A 20,476-nucleotide genomic window follows, 5' to 3' on the forward strand; every position below is an offset into this window, starting at 1 on the left:
CGTTGATCTCGATCTTCGGACGGTCAGCTCGGCCTTTTGCCGCGCGGACGCTTTGGTGGCGTGCCAGCAAAACCGGGGCCATCGCCATGCGACGCGTCGTCCGGCATACCTTCGTGCGCGGCGTGTTCCTTGTCGAACTTGATCACGGGCTCCATCTTGGCCAGCACGTCGTCGGAGAGCCAGCACAGGCTCATATGACCGTCGCCGAGATGCTTGACCGGCGGCACCTTGGTCTCGCAGAGATTGTCCGGCACCAGCTTCTTGTAGCCGCAACGGGTCTGGAACGGACACCCGGATGGCGGGTTCATCGCCGACGGGATGTCGCCTTCCAGCACGATGTGCTTCTTCACGACACTCGTGTCGGCGATCGGGATCGCCGACAGCAGCGCCTCGGTGTAGGGATGATAGGGCGGTGCGAAGATCTGGTCGGTCGTGCCTTGCTCGACGATGTAGCCGAGATACATGACGACGACGCGGTCGGCGATGTAGCGAACGACGGACAGATCGTGGCTGATAAACAGCATCGTCGTCTTGTTCTTACGCTGGATGTCCATCAGCAGTTCGGTCACCGCCGCCTGCACCGACACGTCCAATGCCGAGACCGGCTCGTCGGCCACCACCACCTTGGCGTCACCGGCAAAGGCTCGCGCCACGCCGATGCGCTGCTTCTGGCCGCCCGAAAGCTGACGCGGCTTGCGGGTTTCGAATGCCCGCGGCAGCTTCACCAGGTCGAGCAGCTCCAGCATGCGCTTGCGGCGATCGGCAACCGTCTTGCCGACATTGAACTTCTCCAGCGTGCGGATGATCTGCGAACCGACCGAATGGCTGGGATTGAGCGTGTCGAACGGATTCTGGAACACCATCTGGATCGACGACACCGTGTCGACGCTCCGTTTGTCGATCCCCGTCGACTGGATTTCCGTGTTGCCCAGCGTCACCGTGCCGGCACTTGCCGTCTCCAGCCCGAGCAGCACCTTGGCCAGCGTCGACTTTCCGCAGCCGGATTCGCCGACGATGGCGACCGTCTCGGATTCGCGCGCCATGAACGAGATCGTCTCGTTGGCCTTGACGACGCGGCCCTCGCTCGAGCCGAACACCTCGCTGCCGCCGACCCTGTAATATTTTCTGAGGTCCTCGATCTTGAGCACCGGCGCGCCGGGCACGACGCGCTCATTGACCTTCTTGGCACCGGGTGGCAGCGCCTCCCAGTCGATCTCGTTGAAGCGCACGCAGCGCGAGAAATGGCCTTCGTGACCAGCGACCTCGATCATCGGGATTTCGGCGGCGTTGCAGACACCCTCGACGAAATGGTGGCAGCGCGGGCCGAAATTGCAGCCCTTGGGCCGCTCGTGCGGCAGCGGCAGCTGTCCGGGGATGGAGATCAGCGGCCGTGAGTTCTTGTCGGCGCCCGGCAGCGGGATCGAGCGGAACAGCCCTTGCGTATAGGGGTGGCGCATCCGGTCGAACACGTCCTTGATCTTGCCGGTCTCCACCGCTTCGCCCGAATACATCACCGTGATGCGATCGCAGGTTTCCAGGATCAGGCCGAGATTGTGCGACACGAAGATCATCGACGTGCCGAACTTTTCGCCCAGCCCCTTGACCAGATCGACGATGCCCGCCTCCACCGTCACGTCGAGCGCCGTCGTCGGCTCGTCGAGCAAAAGCAGCGCCGGCTTCGACAGCAGCGCCATGGCAATGACGATGCGCTGCTGCTGGCCGCCGGAGAGCTGGTGCGGATAGGAGCGCATCATACGCTCGGGATCGGGCAATTTGACCGAGCGCACCATATCGAGGGCGCGTTTATAGGCCTCTTCCTTCGACACCTTGTCGTGGATCAGCGGCACTTCCATCAGCTGCTGGCCGACCTTCATCGCCGGGTTCAGGCTCGCCATCGGCTCCTGGTAGATCATAGCGATCTTGTTGCCGCGGATGGAACGCAACTCCTCGTCGGAGAGTTCGCCCATGTCCTTGCCCTGGAACTTGATCTTGCCGCCGACGATCTTCCCGATGTTGGAGAGGTCGCGCATGATGCCGAGCGACACGGTCGACTTGCCGCAGCCGGATTCGCCGACGATGCCCATCGCCTCGCCCGGCATGACGGTGCAGGAAAAATCCATGACCGCCGGTATCTCGCCCTTGCGGGTGAAGAAGGAGATCGACAGGTTCTCGATCTCGATGATCGGCCCTTTGGTTGGCCCGGGGGTCGGCTTGGCGGGATTTCGAACTGCCTCGTCCATGGGTCGCTCCAATCCTGGTTCTTCCAGGCCTGTTTCTCTCAGGCCCATCGGGTCGAAACCCGCGACATCAGTCTTTCATCGATTGTTCGCGCAGCGAGTCGGCGAGCAGGTTCAAGCCCAGCACGAACGACATCAGTGCGATGGTCGGCGGCAGCGCCGGATGGATGAAGGAGCGCAGCAGGCGGCTGGCGTCCTTGATCGCGGTGCCCCAGTCCGGGCTTTCCGGCGCCAGGCCAAGGCCGAAATAACCGAGCGTGCCGAGCAGGATCGTGGTGTAGCCGATGCGCAGGCAGGCATCGACGATCAACGGCCCGCGCGCATTGGGCAGGATCTCCCACAGCATGATGTACCAGGGCGATTCACCGCGCGTCTGCGCCGCCGCCACATAGTCGCGCGTCTTGATGTCCATCACCAGGCCACGCACGATGCGGAACACGCCGGGGCTGGAGGCGAACACCACCGCCACGAAGATGTTGAGCTGGTTTGGATCGATATGGACGATGTGCAGCGGGTCCTTATCGAACACAAGGCCGAGATAGATCCAGCCACCGAGGATCAGGGTGATGCCGAGGAGGATGTAGAGCCGGTCGGGCCGGTTCTTGTAGCGGGTCCAGAACAGCACGCTGAAGAAGATGATCGGGAACAGGAAGAACACGCCGGCCATGCCGTACGGGATCGGCGTGTCCATGATGCCCGGCGTCACCAAGAGGTAGAACAGCAGGATCACCGGGAAGGCGAGCACAAGGTTGGCCAGGAACGACAGCACGGTGTCGATCTTGCCGCCGTAATAGCCGGCGGGCAGGCCGAGCGTGATGCCGACCATCAGCGCGAAGCCGGTCGCGGCAGGCGCGATGATCAGCACGATCTGGCTGCCATAGACCATGCGCGAAAACACGTCGCGCGCCAGCTTGTCGCCGCCGAACAGATAGGTCAGCCCCGACTGCGGTTCGACGGCGCCCGGCAGCACGTCCTTCATGATCGGAATCTGGGCCAGCGGATCGAAGGGCGATATGGTCGCGGCGAAGATCGCCGTGAACAGCCAGAACAGGCAGATGCCGACGCCGACGATGCCGACACCGCTGTCGAACAGCTGGCCGTAGAGCGCCAGCTTCTTCTTGTAGGCGAAGCTCGCGCCCATGACGATGACGAGCGCGATCCAGACCGGCCAGAAGCGCGACAGCACTTCGAAAACGACGGTGAAGCCACTGATGTATTGAACCGGCATCGGCTTCGCTCCCTACTGAACTCTGATACGCGGATTGAGAAATGCGTAGCCGACATCGGAAATGAGCTGCGTGATCAAGACGATGAACACCGAGACCAGCGAGCAGCCGAGCAAAAGGTCGATATCGTTGTTGCCGGCCGCCTCGACCAGCGTGTAGCCGAAGCCCTGGTAGCGGAACATCACCTCGACGATGACGACGCCGGTGAGCAGCCAAGGGAACTGCAGCATGATGACGGTGAACGGTGCGATCAGCGCGTTGCGCAAGGCATGTTTGACCACCACGCTGCCGAAGGAGAGACCCTTCAACCGCGCGGTACGGATATATTGCTGCGTCATCACTTCGACCATCGAAGCTCGCGTCATGCGGGCGATATAGCCGATGCCGTAGATCGCCAGCGTCATCACCGGCAGTGTGAAATTGTAGAAGGTGATGCCCTGGCTGGCCGAAGCCGCCGAGCCGTTCAGCCAGCCTAGCCATGAGGCGAAGATGACGGTGAAGATGACGCCCGACACATATTCAGGCGTCGCCGTCGAGGCGATCGACGCCACGGACAGCACCCGGTCGGTTCGCGACCCCTCACGCATGCCGGCCAGAATGCCGATCAGCAGCGAGATCGGCACCATCACCGCCAGCACCCAGAACATCAGGATGCCCGTAGCGCCGAGTGCCGGAAACAGTTTTGAGGCGACGGTCGCCTTGAACTTGGTCGAGCAGCCGAAATCGCCCTGGAAAACGCCGGCAAAGGTCGGCACGAGCGGATCGTTGCAGAAGGAGAAACGCTGCGCCGGCTTACCGGTCGCCGGGTCGGTTACCGGCTGCTTGGGCAAGACACCAAGCCACTGGCCGTAGCGGACGAAGAAGTTCTGCCGGTAGCCATGGTTGACCAGCCAGCTCTCGAGCTGCTCGGCCGACGTATGCATTTCGGTCTGGCTGATCGCCAGCTTCTTCAGATTGGGTTCGAGGTTGATCAGGAAGAAGACGACCATGGTCAGGCACAGCATCGTCAATGCCATGGTGCCAAGACGCCTGATAACGAAGGAAAGCATGGCGGCCCCCTGCCGATGGGTTGGGGTTTGAGCCGGCTATGAAAGCCAACCCTGCCGTGACCGGCGGGGCTGGCTGTCAAACAGGCCTTCGGATGCGATCAACCCTGTTTTTGTTGCATGGCCTTGCCCGCGAGTCCGCAACTTTTTTGAGAATGTGCGGACCAGCAGGGACGGACAATGCAAAGAGCGAGGGAAGGGAGCGAGCCCCTTCCCTCCATGTCGATGCGATATCAAGCCTGGTCGAGCCAGACCTTGCCGTAGTCGCGCTCGAAGGTCGGGTGCATCTTGTAGTTCTGCACCGCCTTCACCGAGTGGCTGTAGAGCTTGCGCCAGTACGGCTGGATCATGATGCCGGAATCCTGCAGGATCTGCTCGATGTCCTTCATCATGTCCTTGCGCTTGGCGGCGTCGGCAACGGCGAGCGCCGCATTGAGCTTGGCATCCCAGTCCGGATTCGACCAGCCGGCCTCGTTCCAGGCCTCGCCGGTGCGATAGGCGATGGCCAGAACCTGGACGCCGAGCGGACGCATGTTCCAGTTGGTCATCGACAGCGGATACTTCGTCCAGTCGTTCCAGAACGTCGAACCAGGCAGAACGGTGCGCTTCACCTTGATGCCGGCGTCGCGCAGCTGGGCGGCGATCGCATCGCCGGTGTTCTTGTGCCAGTCTTCGTCGACGGTGATCAGCTCGTGTTCGAAGTCGGCTTGGCCGGCTTCCGCCATCAGCGCCTTCGCCTTGGCCGGATCACGGGCAACCTTGGGCAGCTCGTAATATTCCGGATGGATCGAGCAGACATGGTGGTTTTCGGCGACCGAGCCGGCATTGCCGTAGCCGAGCTGCAAGACGACATTGTTGTCGACCGCAAGCTGCAGCGCGTTGCGCACCTTCTGGTCGCCATAGGGCTTGTTGTTGACGTTGGTGCGGCAGACGATGGTCGACGCGGTGACGATTTCCGACTTCACCAGGTCCATGCCGTCGAGGATCGACACATAGTCGGCCGAAGTCTCGAAGTTGGTGTGCACTTCGCCGGCCTCGAAAGCGCTGACCATGGCTGCCGGATCGGTGCCGTAGTCGATGAATTCCAGGCCATCGAGGAACACTTCGCCGTCCCACCACTTGTCATCGGTGCGGCGCTTGTAGACCACCTTCTGACCGACATCGTAGGAGACGAGTTCGAACGGACCGGTGCCGATCGGGCAGGCCTTGAAGTCGCCGCCCTTCTCATCGAAGGTCTTGTGGACGATCAGCCCGGGATAGTCGCACATGTTCGGAATCAGCGCGATGTCCGGCTTGCTGAGCTTAAGCACGACCGTGTGGTCGTCCGGCTTGGTCACGGCGCTTTCGTCGAGCTTGTCGTCCTTGACCAACGAGCCGAGACGGCCGGGCATGGAATTGCCTTCGGCTTTCTTGTCAGCCCAGCGCTTCAGGTTGAAGATGACGTCATCGGCGGTGAAGGCATCGCCATTCGACCAGGTGACGCCCTTGCGCACATGCAGCGTGTACTGCGTGGCGTCGTCGTTGACGTCCCAGCTTTCCAGCAGATAGGGGCGAAACGTGTATTCGGAGGTGTACTTGACCAGCGGCTCCAGCGCCTGGCGCTCGGCATTGGCGATTTCCGACCAGTCGGCCTTGCGCGGGTCCTTGGGATCTTTGATCCACTGGGCGATCTTCAGCGTGCCGCCCTTCTTGCCCTTTACCTCTTCGGCCTTCGCCGGCGTCGGATCGGCGAGGCCGAGCAAGCCGTAAGCCATTGCCGTCGATGCGCCGAAGACGCTGGCCATGGCCAGGAATTCGCGGCGGTCCACCTTGCCTGCCTTGGCTTCTTCGGCCATGGCCAGGATGTGATCCGGAACGCGATCGCCATTACTCTTATAAATTGTCATGACTTAACTCCCATTGTTGGCTTTCCGCCTTTTAACATTCCGCATCCAGGCCATGATGTCAAAGACGGCGTGGATTGAGAACATGTTAGGGAATGTGCAACTTTGAAAGGGGAGCGGTTCGCGTGATAACGACAGTCTTGGCGCAAATTTGCTACTGTCCGACGGATTCTTCTGGAATCGCGATAGTCGATTAAACTGAGACATTTGCTCTGGCCCGCACAGCACCAGAATCGATCCACCATGAGGCCAAAAGCCCCGCCGGACTGTCAGTATTCCTTCTCGTAGAAGATGCCGCCCTTGGCTTCGCCGGCATCGTTGGCCTCGCCGCGCAGCTTGACGCCGCGCCCGACATTGAGGTCGATCGTCGCCTTGCCCGAGCCCGGCTTGTCGCCCTTCTGGATGGTGACATAGGTGCGGTCGTTGAGGTATTTGCCGGCCGAAACCGCCGTGCCGCCCTGGTCGTCGGTGGTGACGTCGAGATCGTCGACGCCAATGGCGCTGCGCAGGTTTTCCAGCAGCGACGTCGAGCCGCCGACGCCGGCCAGCTGCCCCGCCGCTTCGGCGAGCTGGGCGATCTGCAGCGGCGACAGGTTCGACATCGAGCGGCCGAAGATCAATTGCGCCAGCACCTCATCCTCGGGCAGCGCCGGCACCGAGGAGAAGGTGAACTTCGGATTGGTCGCTTCGCCCGACACCACGATGGTGACGGTGGCGCTGGTCGTCGTCGTGGTCGCCGTCAAATTGAGATAGGGCACCAGCGAGCCGGAAAACCCGACCGTGCCTTCGGTGAAGGTCAGCCGCTTGCCGAGGATCGACAGTCGTCCGCGCTGCAAGGTGAAGGTGCCGACCGCTTGCGGCGACGAGGCCGGGCCGGTCAGCTTCAGCGAGCCGCCAAGTTCGGCATCAACGCCCCTGCCCTGGATGAAGATCTGATTCGGCGCGTTGACCGTGACATCGAGCGCAAGGCCGCTACCGCCGCCCTTGCCGCTGGTCGTCGGCGGCCGCAGCGCCTTGTCCTGCGCCTTGACCGCGCCCGGCGCGTTCTTGTGCTTGACGTCGAGCGCCGCCAGCGAGCCCGGCAATTTGTCGGGAACGGTGATCACCGTCTTGGCGAGATTGACGGTGCCGGCGATGACCGGTGCGGAGGTCAGCGGTCCCTTGATCGTCAGGTCGCCGCCGAGATTGGCGGTCACCACCCTGCCGTCCGTATAGCGGCCGTCGACCAGCTTGATCGACAGGTCGGCCGGGAAACCCTGCGCCGGGTTGATGCCGACCGTGCCGCTGGCCGACAGGCTGCCGCGCGTCGACAGCGTTCCGGTCAGCCGGTTGATCCTGGCGACGCCGCCGGCAATCGAGACATCGGCGGCGAGATCGTTGACGGCGAGGCCGGAGCGCGCATCGACAAGGCGCGCACCCGAGGTGCTGATGCTGCCGCCGATGACGGGCGATGTCGCGGGACCGCGCACCTGCACGTTGACATTGGCGGTTCCAGACAAAGACAGGCCCTGCGCGGCCAGCTTCTGGCTGAGCAGGCCGAACGGCACGACGCCATTGAAGTCGAGCACCAGTGACGGCGTGCCGGCCGTCGTCACGGTGCCGCCGCCCTTGAGGCCAAGGCCGGCGCCATCGCCGACATTGGCATTGAAGGTCAGCTTGTTGCCGCCGAAGGTGCCCGACGAGGAGACACTCACCGCACCGACACCGGCACCGCGCGTCTGCGAGGTCTGCACGCCGGCCGCGTCGAGGTTGAAGGCAATGGCGGGGTTCGCCGGCGCACCCGTCACCTTGACCGTGCCTGAGATCGAACCGGCGGCGTCGAGCCCCGGCGAGAAACTGTTGGCGAGCGACATCGGCACCCGCGCCAGCGTCGCATTGATGTCGAGCGCCGTGCCGACCTTGCCGGTCACCGTCGCCGTGCCGCCGCCAAGGTTGAGCACCAGCCGGTCCAGCGTCGTCGTGCCGTTGACGATGCTGACGGTCGAGGCCTGGGCGATGGCCGCCTTGATGCCTTGTACGGTCGCCTGGCCGGAGGCAAGCTCGATGGTCGTCGTGCCGTTGGCCGCTTTCACCCGGCCGGCGGCCTGTGCCGGAATGCCCTTGACGGTTGCGCCGCCGGAGAAGCCGGTCCAGTCGCCGTCGCGCTTCAAGTCGACATCGATGCCGCTGATCACGGTGCCGCCCGACGTGACGGTGTCGGCGTGGATCTTTCCGGAGATCACGGGCGCCGCCAGATAGTTGGCGACCAGCGCATCGATCGAGACGGCTTTCGCCTGCAGGTCGCCGCGCGTAATCGATGCTGTCGCCGCCTTGATTGCGACCTGTGGCGCATTGCCGTTCTTCGAAAAGGCGATCGTGCCGCGCACATCGCCTTCGGCCTTCTCCAGGGCAAGTGCTGCCAGCGGGCCGATATCGGGCAGGTCGAGCGCGATGGTGCCGACTGGCACGAACTTCTCATCCAGCGCCAGATCGCCGGAAATCCTGTTCTTGCCGAGCGACAGCAGCAGGCCATTGATGGCGCTCTTGCCGTCCGCCGTCGCCAGCACCGCACTGCCTTGCAGCGCCTGGCCGGCGACATTGCCGGTCAGCTGCACATTCGCCGCCGGATTGGCGGCATCGGCCTTGCCGGTGGCGGTCAGCTTCAGCCCGGTGATCTCGCGCGCCGCCACGAGAAGGCGGTCGCTGTCGATGGTCAACGACAGGTCCGGCGCCGCGGCCGGGCCCTGCGCGTTCAACGCAAAAGCGATGGCGCCCTTGGCGTCTTTCGACAGCAGCGAGATGTCGCTCAGCGCACCCTTGATGTCGGCGGCCACCTTGTTGTCGGCAAGGCTGGCTTGCCCGTCTGCGGTCAGCGCGCCCGAGGTCAGCTTCAATCCGCCTATAGCGATACTGCCGTTGGGGTCGCGCTTCAGCGTGGCGCTGATCTCAGCGCGTTCGCCAAGCATGCCGCGTGCCGCCGCCGGCAAGGCCGACGATGGGGCATCCGCCTTAAGATTGAGGTCGATGGCACCGTCACGCAGCGATACCTGGCCGGCAACCTGGCTGTTCAGCGCATCGCTCTTGAGCGAGCCGCTGTCTATGGCAACCGCATCGGCTGTCAGGCGACCGCTGAGCGCCGCCGTGACCTTGCCGGCGATCAGCGGCGCAATCACCGGATTGTCGAGACCGACCTTGTCCACCGACACTGTGCCGGAAACCGACCCTGCACGGTTCTTGAGATCGAACGCATCCGAGTGCAACGCCAGGGCAAGCCCGTCCACCTTCGCTGGACTGGTGACGATCGAGGGCAGGATCGCGGAGACATCCAGGCGGGCCCGCGTGCTCTCGCCCGCCACCTTTGCCGACAAGGACCGGATCTCGATCTTGACCGGGCTCTCGGCGCTGCCGACAGTCAGGGGCAGGCTGGGGCCGGATGAGATGAGATCGAGCGCAAAATCGCTGGCGCCGTTCGGATTGAGGGTGCCGGTCGCCTTGCCGGAAATCTTGTCGCCGGTCAGCGTCGCCTGATCGAGCATCACGCCGCCGGCCAAGGTGTAGCTGCCGGCCGCATCGACGGCGAGCGGCCCGAGCCCGGCCTGCCGGGTCTGGCTGGTTTCGATACCGGCCAGTTGCGCATTGAAGCGGACATCGGGAGCGGCCGGCGGCCCGGTCACTCCAGCCGTGCCGCTGAGCGTGCCGACAGCGTCGAGGCCGGGCGAAAATTCATTGGCGAGCGCCGCGGGCAGTGCCGAAAATTGCGCCGCGAGGTCGAGCGTCTGACCGGCAGTGCCCGACAGCGTCACCGAACCGCCGCCGACATCGAGCGCCAGTTTCTCGATGCTGGCCGTGCCGTTGGCGATGCTCAGTGTCGACGCCTGAGCGATTGCCGCCTTGATGCCGCGAACCGTCGCCTCGCCCGAGGCAATCTCGACGCTCGTCTTGCCGTCGGCGATCTTCACCCGGCCGGCAGCGGTCGCCGGAACGCCCGCTATGGTGGCGCCGCCGGTGAAATTGGTCCAATCGCCGTCGCGCTTCAGGTCGACGCCGATGCCGCTGATTTCGGTGGTTCCGGAAGTGACGCTGTCAGCCTTTATCGAACCGGCGATCGCCGGCGCCTTGAGATAATTGGCGATCAGCGCATTGACGGTGATGGCCTTGGCCGTCACGTCGCCACGCGCGATCGAAGTGCTCTTCGCATCGATCGCGACGGAGGGCGCGTCGCCCTCCTTGGCAAAGCCGATGGTGCCGTCGATGTCGCCCGTCACCGCCTGGCCGGCCAGTGCGGCCAACTGGTCGATAGCGGGCGCGTCGAGCGTCAGCGTGCCGAGCGGCATGTACGTGTCGTCCAGCGCGAGATCGCCCGAGACCTTGTTGTCGCCCAGCGAGACCAGGAATCCGTTGATCGAACGCTTGCCCTCGCTTGTCACCAGTGCTGCCTTGATATCGAGCGGCTGGTCGTTGACGGAGCCGGTCAGCGATACGTTGGCGGCGGGACTGGTGATATCGGCCTTGCCGCTCGCCGTCAGCTTGATGCTCTTCACCGTGCGGCCCGACGCCGTCAGGCTGTCGCTATCGGCGGTAACGGTGAAATCCGGCGCCGTCATCGCGCCGCTTGCCGACAGCGCGAAATCGACGCCACCGGCAACCGGCACGCCGACTGTCGGCGACAGCACGGAAACGTCGCCCAATTTGCCCTTGATGTCGGCCTGGATGTCGGTGCCCTGCATGCTGGCCGTGCCGGCGGCGCTGAGCGTGCCGGACGTGAATTCGATCGAGTTGGCGGCGAAGGATCCCTGCGGATCGCGGGCCGCGGTGGCCGAGAATTTTACCCGGGCGCCAAGCACCGAGGCGATCTGCGGCGGAAAGGCCGTCGCCACGGCATCCGCGTTCATCTTCAGCTGCATCGACAGGTCGGCAAGCGCCACCGTCGCCGTCAGAGAGGCGTTGAGCGCGTCGGAGCGCAGCGTGCCCTGGTCGATGGCAATGGCATCCTTGCTGACCGACCCGGCCAGATCGACATCGATCTTGCCGGTGATCAGCGGCGCCAGCGTCGCCACGTCGGTGTTAAGGCCACCTGCCTGCAGCTTGACGGTGACCGGCCCGGCGCGGTTCTGGATGTCAAAGCCGTCGGAATGGATCTGCGCCGCCAGATCATCCAGCCGCGTGCCGCCAGCAACGATGGAGACGAAGGAGGCGCCGATGTCGATGATCGGTGCCTTGCCGTCGCCGAAGGCGCGGGCGGTGGCATTGCTGATCGCCAGCGTGATCGGTTGCGCCTTGCTGCCGACGCTGATCACAACGGGCGGACCCTTGGCGGCGAGTTCGATCGAGAGGTCGCTGGCGCCGGCAGGATCGACAATGCCGGTCGCGGTGCCGTGCACCGCATCGCTGTCGATGTTGGCGCGGTCGACACTGACGCCACCGGCCGATGTGGCGGTGCCGGCGACATCGAAGCTGGTCTTGCCGGCAAACAGCGGCTTGAGATTCTCAGGCAGAAAGCGAGCGAAATCGCCGTCGCCCTTGGCCTCAACATGATTACCCTTGTCGGTCAGTTGGTGCCGGCCTGTCAGCTGGGTGACGATCTTGCCGTCGACCGAGAACGTGCCGATGCCGTTCCAATTGGCGAGCGGCCCGGTGCCCGAGACAATTATGTCGACCGGCGGCGTATCGGGCAGCTTGAGCAGATTGGCGATGATGCCGCCTGCCGGCTCCGAGGCCTTGAGGTCAAGATCGAGCCTGTTGTCCGCCGGCGCAAAGTGGATCTTGGCATCGACATTGCCTTGCTTGCCGTCATGGCGGGTGACGTTGAGCACCGTCTCGACCGCCAGCGGCGCGGCGTCGGCCTTGAGCATGCCCCTGGCGGCAAGTTCGGCGATGCCGCTGCCGGCCAGTTGCTGGCCAAGCGCGATCTCGGGCAGGTCGATCTGCTTGATGTCGATGGAAACCGGCAGCGTCGTCGTGCCGCCGCTCGGCGCCGGCTGCGTGCTGGCCACCGGCAACCGGGCGAGTTCTATGCGCTCGGCAGCGATACGGTCGGCGCTGAAGTTTTTCGACAGCAGCGCCAGCGGCGACCAGTCGACGGCCACCTTGCGCGCCACCAGCCAGGCACCCTCGCGATCCTCCAGCACGACATGGTCGACGCTGAGGGCTCCCGACCAGATGCCGTCTATGCCGCTGACCGTGATCTTGCGGTCGTCGGTCGATGCCAGCCGCGAAATGATGCCGGCGAGATTGTCGCGGCCGCGCTCGGTCTTGGTTAGCACCACCAGCGCGCCGATCGCTCCCGCAATCACGATCAGCAGGGTGTAGAGAACAATGCGGAGGATGCGCCAGACTGTTTTCATCGCTCAGAATGCCTGTCCGATGCCGGCATAGATGCCGAAATGCGGATCGCCCGGATCGCGGTTGAGCGGCACGGCCGCGTCGATGCGCAGCGGCCCGAACGGCGTGACATAGCGCAGGCCGACGCCGGCGCCGACCTTGACATCGGAGAAATCGGGAACCGATTTGGTCGACACGGTGCCGGCATCGACGAACGGCACGATGCCGATCGTGTCGGTGATGGCGATGCGCATCTCGACCGAGGTTTCGAAGAAGGACAGGCCGCCGATCGGCTGGCCGGTGAAATCCTTCGGACCGATGCCCTGATAAGCGTAGCCGCGCACCGAACCGCCGCCACCGGAATAGAAGCGCCGGTCGGCCGGCACATGTTCGAGGCTGGTGCCGACGATCGAACCGATGGCGACACGTTCGGCCAGCACGAACTTGGAAGCCGAATCCAGCGACTGATAGGCCGACCCTTCGCCCCTCAGCTTCAGGAATGCCGCACCGCTCAAAATGTCGTAGCTCGGCTCGGCATAGGCCAGCACCCGGAAGCCGCTGGTCGGGTTCAGGCGGTTGTCCCTGTTGTCGTAGACATATTGCAGCGGAATGCTGGCGATCAGGTATTTGTGCTTGCCGAAAGCGTCGTGGATGCGGGAATAGTCGAGCGCCACCTCGGCGGAAACCGTCTGCTTCTTGGTCAGTTCGTAGGACAGGCCGGTGCTGCCCTTGATCGAGAAATGGTCATAGGCATCAGGATGTTCGAGCACCGTCTTGACGCCGGCGAAGAACTTCGATGCCGGTCCGATCACACCGGGTTTCTCGAACATGATGCCGGCATTGTAGTTGAGTTCGCCGAGATCGTTGCTGCCGATGCCGCTGATCTTGCCATCGATGCGCAGCTTCTCGGCCCGGCCGAACAAATTGCGGTGGCCCCAATAGCCCTCGAGGCCCAGCCCCTCGGTGTTGGAAAAAGTGCCGCCGACGCCGAAATAGCGTGGCTTGCGCTCGCTGACCTGGACGCCGATCGGAATGTTGCCGTCGGCATCGAGCTTGTCGGCTTCCTTGAACGTCACGCTGTTGAAGACCTCGAGCGCCAGCAACCGGTCGCGCGCGTCGTCGATCTCTTGCGGCGAGTATTGCCGGCCGCGCTTGAGGCCGGTCATGTATTCGGTGAAGTCGCGGTCGACCTTCTCGGTGCCTTCCACGGTGGTCGGGCCATAGCCGGCGACCGGTCCGGCGGCGACCGTCAGCGTCACGTCGAGCGTCGAGGTGGCATGGTCGGCGACGATCTGGCGGTCCGTCACCTCTGCCAGCGGCCTGCCTTGCTCCTTCAGCGTCCGCACGATCAGCGCTTCGGCCTTGAGCACTGCGCCGGATCCGGCGTCGCCGCCTGATATCAGGCCATAATCGGCGCTCATCAGTCCTGCCGCGTCGCCTTGCAGCCTGATATTGCCCAAGGTGAATTTCGGCCCGGTAGCAATGTCGATCGCCACGGGAACCGGCTGCGGACCCTTGAATTCGGCATCCGGCGGCAAATCGTCGAGCGGCTTGCCGTCGATGGTGACGGTGACGACGCCTTCGTAGCGGGCATCGGCATAGAGCGCGGCGACAAGCTGTTCGCGGTCGCTGCGCGCCTTGGCCATCAGCCCGAGCGAGCCTGAAACCGGACGCTCCTCGTCGCTCTTCAGCGCCGAGGCATTTTCGAGCTTCTTGACCAGGTCCTTGTCGGCGTCGGGGGCATTGATGGTCACGGCGTAGCGCAGAGGATCGACGATGTCGGCATCCTCGTCGCTGGACGATCCCCACAGCTTGATGCCGAAAAGCTCGAAAGCGGCCGCCGGGGGCGATTCGGCGACGAGCACGGTCGAGCACATCATGGCCAGCAGCAGGGCGCGCGGAAGCGCACGCCCTGGCGCGCGACCTCCTGACATCTGCTCTTCATGCGCCGGCATTAAGACAACCTAGGTTACAAAACTAAAATTGGAATGAAGTTCTGAAGCGCTCGTAAAGGGGCCACAATCCAATTGTCTGAAATAGGACGGGCTTGGAATTCACACCTTTTGCGTCGCCGCAAGAAAGCGTGATCCCCTGTCCTATGGAGGTACTACCGGTCATCGACCGGAAAGGAAACCGTTGGCAGGCGGAACCCTGCCGCGTCCTTGTGTTGACAAGCCTGACTGAAGCTTGATCATGCCCGGACGTCAGCTGTGTCTGGAGGGGTGTTATGGCAATGCGCGCGGCTCGTGGTCTTTCGATTCTGATTCTCCTGTTTTTTGCCTGGGCCAATGTCCTGGCCTGGAGCAGCGTCGCGCAAGCGGCCGAGGCCCGGCGTATCGCGACAACGGACAATTCCGATTATTTCGGTTTTGATCTCAGGTCCGACCAGAATGTGACAATCGACCAGTGCAAGACGACATGCCTGGGAGACCCGGCCTGCCGTGCCTTCACCTACAATAAAAAAGCCAAATGGTGCTTCCTCAAATCCGACTACAACCAGTTGAAAACCTTCAATGGCGCGGTCGCCGGCAAGGTCGTCAACATCGATGGCGATCCTGATATCGGCGCGCCGCCGGAACTCGCCTTCTTCCCCAACTGGATGGCCGACCAGGCCCAGCAATACCGCAACAAGCTGCTCGGCCCGGCCTATGACAAGCCGACAGAAGGCATGGCTGCCTTGCTGAGTGCCGCCGAACAGGCCGTGCTGACCGGCGACCACCGCTCCGCCATGCTGAAATACGAGGCCGCTGTCTCGGTACTGCCCGATGATGGCCAGCTCTGGCTCAACCTGGCGCGTGAAACGCTGGCCGTGCAGCCCGCCGCCAGCACATCCGAAGCTTCCACTTTGCCGACGAACGGCACTTCGGCCGCATTCAACGCCTATAAACTACTGCGCACCACCAAGACGCGCGCCGAAGTGCTGGCGCTGCTCGGCAACGGCCTCGACAAGCGCGATCTCTACCGGCCGGCGCTACAGGCCTATGAGGCGAGCCTTGCCCTGAACCCGTCGCCGGCGGTCCAGGCCGACTATGCCGATCTGAAGGCGCGCAAGGGTTTCCGCGTTATCGACCACACCATCGACGCCGACACCAGCGCGCCGCGCATCTGCGCGCAATTCTCCGAGGATCTGGTCAAGACCGGCGTCGATTACGCGCAATTCGTCACTGTCGACAATGCACCGCCCAAGGGCGTCGAGGCCAAGGACAAGCAGATCTGCGTCGAAGGGCTGGAGCATGGCCAGCACTACGACGTCACCTTCCGCGCCGGCCTGCCGGCGGCAATCGGCGAAGTGACCGCGGCTCCCGTGGTGCTGTCGATCTATGTGCAGGACCGCGCACCGTCCGCCCGCTTCACTGGCGACAGCTTCGTGCTGCCGGCCGGCGCGCGCCGCGGTATTCCGATCGTTACCGTCAACATGAACGCCGCCGAGATGAAGCTCTATCGCATCGGCGATCGTTCGCTGGCACAGCTTCTGTCGGGCTACCAGTTCCTGCACCAGCTGGACGGCTATGACATCTCCAACATTTCCGAGCAGATGGGCGCGCCGGTCTGGCAAGGCCAGCTCGACATCGCCAATGACCTCAACAAGGAGGTCACCACCTCCTTCCCAGTCGACGAGGCGGTGCCGCAGCGCAAGCCCGGCGTCTACGTGCTGACCGCCCAGGCCGTCAACGACAAGAGCGACGACTACAACTCGATGGCCACGCAATGGTTCGTCGTCTCCGACATCGGCCTGTCGACCTATACCGGTCAGGACGGGCTGAACGTCTTTGCCCGTTCGCTGGGCAGCGCCAAGCCGATCGCCGGCGCCGAACTGACGCTGGTCGCCAGGAACAATGAGGTTCTGGGCACGGCGACGTCGGATGCCGACGGCCATGCCGTCTTCAACCCCGGCCTGACGCGCGGCGACGGCGGCATGGTGCCGGCCGTGCTGATGGCCAAGCAGGGCGACAATGACTTCGTCTTCCTCGACATGGGCCGGGCCGGCTTCGACCTGTCCGACCGCGGCGTCACCGGGCGCGCGGCGCCAGGTGCGCTCGACGTCTATGCCTGGACCGAACGCGGTATCTACCGCGCCGGCGAGGATGTTCATGTCGCCGCACTTGCTCGCGACGGTGCCGCCAAGGCGGTCGAAAACCTGCCGTTGACCTTCATCTTCTCGCGCCCCGACGGCGTCGAGGACCGCCGTATCGTCAGCGACGGCGCATCGGCCGGCGGCCATGCCGTCGACCTGCCGCTCGCCCCCAACGCCATGCGCGGCACCTGGTCGGTGTCGATCTACACCGATCCCAAGCAGCCCGCGGTGGCCAGCCAGATGTTCCTGGTCGAGGATTTCGTGCCGGATCGCATCGAATTCGACATGAAGGCCGACAAGCAGGAAATCGCCCAGGGCGAAACCGCCAACATCGACATTGACGGCCGCTTCCTCTATGGCGCGCCGGCAGCAGGCCTGGCGCTGGAAGGCGAGCTGACGCTGTCGACGTCGCGCGACTGGGACCGTTTCCAGGGCTTTTCCTTCGGTCTCGCCGACGAGCAGTCGGCCGAACCCACGGTCACCCCCCTCGCCGATCTGCCGGTGGTTGGCGATGACGGCAAGGTGACCTTCCCGGTCTCCGTCGACCAACTGCCCTCGACCACCAAGCTGGTCGACGCCAAGGTGACGGTCAGGATGCGTGAAACCGGCGGCCGCGCCATCGAGCGCTCGCTCAACATCGGCATCCGCCCGCAGGGCCATATGATCGGCATTCGTCCGGATTTCGCCGACAATGAAGTGCCGCAGGGCGGCACGGCCAAGTTCAGCCTGATCGCCGTCGATCCCGACGGCAAGCGTGAGGCGCTGAAAGGCGCGCAATGGACGCTGGTCAAGGTCGAACGCAATTACCAGTGGTACCGCTCCAACAATTCGTGGAATTACGAGCCGGTGACCTTCACCAAGTCGATCGCCAACGGCCAGGTCGACCTCAACGCCGACGGCGACGCAACGGTCTCCGTGCCGGTCGATTGGGGTCAGTACAGGCTCGAGGTTGAAACCGCCGATCCCGAAGGACCGGCGACCAGCTACGAGTTCGACGCCGGCTGGTATGTCTCCTCGACCACCACCGAAACACCTGACGGCCTCGAAATCGCCCTCGACAAGGACAATTATGCCGCCGGCGAAGTGGCCAAGCTGAAAATCTCGCCGCATTTTGCCGGCGAACTCTTGATCAACATCGGCTCCGACAAGCTGTTGAAGACCATCACGGCGTCAGTGCCGGCCGGCGGCAGCACCGTCGACATTCCGGTCGGCGACGACTGGGGCGCCGGCGCCTATGTCACCGCAACCCTGTTCCGGCCGGGCGATGCGCAGGAGACGCGCATGCCGGCCCGCGCCATCGGCGTGAAATGGCTGAAGGTCGATCCGGGTTCGAAGAAGCTCGCCATCACCTTGACGCCACCGGACAAGACCATGCCGCGCCAGCAGCTGTCGATCCCGGTTTCGGTCGCCGGCGTGCAGCCGGGCAGCAACGCCTATGTCATGGTTGCCGCCGTCGATGTCGGCATCCTCAACCTGACCAACTACAAGGCGCCGGATCCGGAGAACTGGTTCTTCGGCCAGCGCATGCTGGGTATGGAAATCCGCGACATCTACGGTCGCCTGATCGACGGTTCTCTGGGCAACGCCGGCAAGCTCAGGACCGGCGGCGACGGCGCCAACATGCAGGCGCAAGGCAGCCCGCCGACCGAAAAGCTGGTCGCCTTCTTCTCCGGCGTCGTCGAGCTTGACGCCGACGGCAAGGCGCGGGTCGGCTTCGACATCCCGCAGTTCAACGGCACCGTGCGCGTCATGGCCGTCGCCTGGACCAAGGACGCGGTCGGCCACGCCCAGTCCGACGTGATCGTGCGCGATCCCGTGGTCATCACCGCCGGCCTGCCGCGCTTCCTGGCGCCTGGTGACGCCGCCGTTATGCGCCTCGACGTCGCCGACACCGATGGTCCGGCCGGCGACTATGCGTTCTCGATCGAAACGACGGGCGACCTGTCGACGGGCGACAAGCCCCTGCCCCAGAAGCTGACGCTCGCCCATGGCAAGCGCCAGACGCTGACCGTGCCGCTGATCGCTCAGACGGCCGGCAATGCCTCGCTCACCATCAAGCTTGCCCATGCCGACGGCACCAAGGTCGAGCAGACGCTCTATGTGCCGGTGCGCCCGGCGCAATTACCGGTCACCACCCGCCTGGTGGTCGACCTCAAGGGCGATGGCGGCGCGCTTCGCGTCGACAAGGAGCTGCTCGCGGCAAGCCTGCTCGACGGCGCCTCTGTCAGCGTCGGCGTTTCGCAGGCTGCCGCCTTCGACGTGCCTTCGCTGCTGATGACGCTCGACCGCTACCCCTATGGGTGCGCCGAGCAGACCACCAGCCGCGCCATGCCGCTTCTCTACGTCAATGAATTGGCGTCCGGCATCGGCATGGCCAGCGATCCCGATATCCATGGCCGCATCCAGGACGCCATCTACAAGGTTCTGAGCTACCAGGCCTCGGGCGGCAGCTTCGGCCTGTGGGGCCCGGGCTCCGGCGATCTGTGGCTCGATGCCTATGTCACCGACTTCCTGACCAGGGCACGCGAGCAGAAATACGACGTGCCGAGCCTGGCCATGAACCAGGCGCTCAGCAACCTGCAGAACTCACTCGGCTACGACCAGAGCGTCCAGGACCGGGGCAGCGAGATCGCCTACGCCCTCTACGTTCTGGCCCGCAACAAGAAGGCCTCGATCGGCGACCTGCGCTACTATGCGGACACGCAGCTCGAAGCTTTTTCCAGCCCGATGGCCGTTGCCCAGCTGGCGGCAAGCCTGGCGCTCTACGGCGATACACCGCGTGCGGAATCGACGTTCAAGACTGCCCTGCAGTTGGCCAAGTCGACCACCGACTACGACTACTACCGCTCCGACTACGGTTCGCGGCTGCGTGATGGCGCGGCGATGCTGGCGTTGGCGGCGGAATCCAAGCCGGTACCGACAATCGTGCCGGAGCTGATCAAGCTGGTGACCAGGGAACGCGCCGAAGCCCGCTGGACCAGCACCCAGGACGAATCCTGGATGCTGCTGGCGGCCCGCGCGCTGAAAGAAGGCAATGATACGATCACGCTGACCGTCAATGGCGCGGCGCATTCCGGCGGCTACTCCAACCAGGTCGAAGGCTCTGACCTTGTCGACAGCCCGCTGACCATCGCCAACACCGGCAAGACCCCGCTGCAGGCCGTCGTCACCACGGTGGCGTCGCCGGTCCAGCCGCTGCCGGCCGGCGGCGACGGCTTCACCATCAGCCGCACTTACTACAAGCTCGACGGCACCGAAGCCAATGTCACCGAGGCGACTCAGAACGAACGCTATGTCGTCGTGCTCAAGGTCAACGAGCAGAACACATGGCCGTCGCGCCTGCTGGTCACCGACCTGTTGCCGGCCGGCTTCGAGATCGACAATCCCGGCCTGGTCTCCAGCGCCCAGTTGACGAACTTCTCGTGGCTTGCGCAGACCGATGCGGCCCATCTCGAATTCCGCGACGACCGTTTCGTCGCGGCATTCAACCCGGCCGACGGCGACCACGACCACAATCTGACCCTCGCCTATGTCGTGCGCGCCGTGACGCCGGGTACCTATGCGCACCCCGCGGCAACGGTGGAAGACATGTATCGGCCGCAATACTCGGCCCGCACCGCCACCGGCATGATGGAGATCAAGGCGCCGTAAGGCGCTGATGGTGATGGACGCGATGAGCAAAGTGCCCCCTCACCCGCCCTCCGCTTCG

The 20,476-nt window shown here is 64.1% G+C and carries 7 protein-coding genes; 1 reads left to right on the forward strand and 6 read right to left on the reverse strand.

Annotation, left to right across the window (positions count from 1 at the left end):
* Positions 1–23 precede the first annotated feature (23 nt).
* The 6 genes from A4R29_RS18120 to A4R29_RS18145 form a co-directional block, all read right to left on the reverse strand.
* Positions 24–2,240, reverse strand: a complete 2,217-nt coding sequence (locus A4R29_RS18120) for a dipeptide ABC transporter ATP-binding protein (RefSeq protein WP_063172521.1) — start codon at positions 2,238–2,240, stop codon at positions 24–26.
* 67 nt (positions 2,241–2,307) lie between these two features.
* Positions 2,308–3,465 (reverse strand): ABC transporter permease, encoded by a 1,158-nt coding sequence (locus A4R29_RS18125; RefSeq protein WP_013530884.1) that lies wholly within the window; start codon positions 3,463–3,465, stop codon positions 2,308–2,310.
* 12 nt (positions 3,466–3,477) lie between these two features.
* Positions 3,478–4,512: an ABC transporter permease gene (locus A4R29_RS18130; protein WP_013530883.1), complete on the reverse strand. Its 1,035-nt coding sequence runs from the start codon at positions 4,510–4,512 to the stop codon at positions 3,478–3,480.
* A gap of 230 nt (positions 4,513–4,742) precedes the next feature.
* Positions 4,743–6,395: an ABC transporter substrate-binding protein gene (locus tag A4R29_RS18135; protein ID WP_013530882.1), complete on the reverse strand. Its 1,653-nt coding sequence runs from the start codon at positions 6,393–6,395 to the stop codon at positions 4,743–4,745.
* 266 nt (positions 6,396–6,661) lie between these two features.
* Positions 6,662–12,715: a translocation/assembly module TamB domain-containing protein gene (locus tag A4R29_RS18140; RefSeq protein WP_063172522.1), complete on the reverse strand. Its 6,054-nt coding sequence runs from the start codon at positions 12,713–12,715 to the stop codon at positions 6,662–6,664.
* Between the two features lie 3 nt (positions 12,716–12,718).
* Entirely contained in the window at positions 12,719–14,647 is a 1,929-nt protein-coding gene (locus tag A4R29_RS18145) for an autotransporter assembly complex protein TamA (RefSeq protein ID WP_063172523.1), read from the reverse strand.
* Positions 14,648–14,919: 272 nt separating this feature from the next.
* Between A4R29_RS18145 and A4R29_RS18150 the strand changes: the two genes are divergently transcribed.
* Entirely contained in the window at positions 14,920–20,418 is a 5,499-nt protein-coding gene (locus tag A4R29_RS18150; protein WP_063172524.1) for an alpha-2-macroglobulin family protein, read from the forward strand.
* The last annotated feature ends 58 nt before the right edge of the window (positions 20,419–20,476 follow it).

Source organism: Mesorhizobium ciceri biovar biserrulae, assembly GCF_001618845.1.
Classification (GTDB): Bacteria; Pseudomonadota; Alphaproteobacteria; order Rhizobiales; family Rhizobiaceae; genus Mesorhizobium; species Mesorhizobium ciceri.

What these genes read in the sequence shown, in the direction of transcription:
- A4R29_RS18120 (WP_063172521.1), bottom strand. Translation starts at nt 2,240, where the DNA reads ATGGACGAGGCAGTTCGAAATCCCGCCAAGCCGACCCCCGGGCCAACC.
- A4R29_RS18125 (WP_013530884.1), bottom strand. Translation starts at nt 3,465, where the DNA reads ATGCCGGTTCAATACATCAGTGGCTTCACCGTCGTTTTCGAAGTGCTG.
- A4R29_RS18130 (WP_013530883.1), bottom strand. Translation starts at nt 4,512, where the DNA reads ATGCTTTCCTTCGTTATCAGGCGTCTTGGCACCATGGCATTGACGATG.
- A4R29_RS18135 (WP_013530882.1), bottom strand. Translation starts at nt 6,395, where the DNA reads ATGACAATTTATAAGAGTAATGGCGATCGCGTTCCGGATCACATCCTG.
- A4R29_RS18140 (WP_063172522.1), bottom strand. Translation starts at nt 12,715, where the DNA reads ATGAAAACAGTCTGGCGCATCCTCCGCATTGTTCTCTACACCCTGCTG.
- A4R29_RS18145 (WP_063172523.1), bottom strand. Translation starts at nt 14,647, where the DNA reads ATGCCGGCGCATGAAGAGCAGATGTCAGGAGGTCGCGCGCCAGGGCGT.
- A4R29_RS18150 (WP_063172524.1), top strand. Translation starts at nt 14,920, where the DNA reads ATGGCAATGCGCGCGGCTCGTGGTCTTTCGATTCTGATTCTCCTGTTT.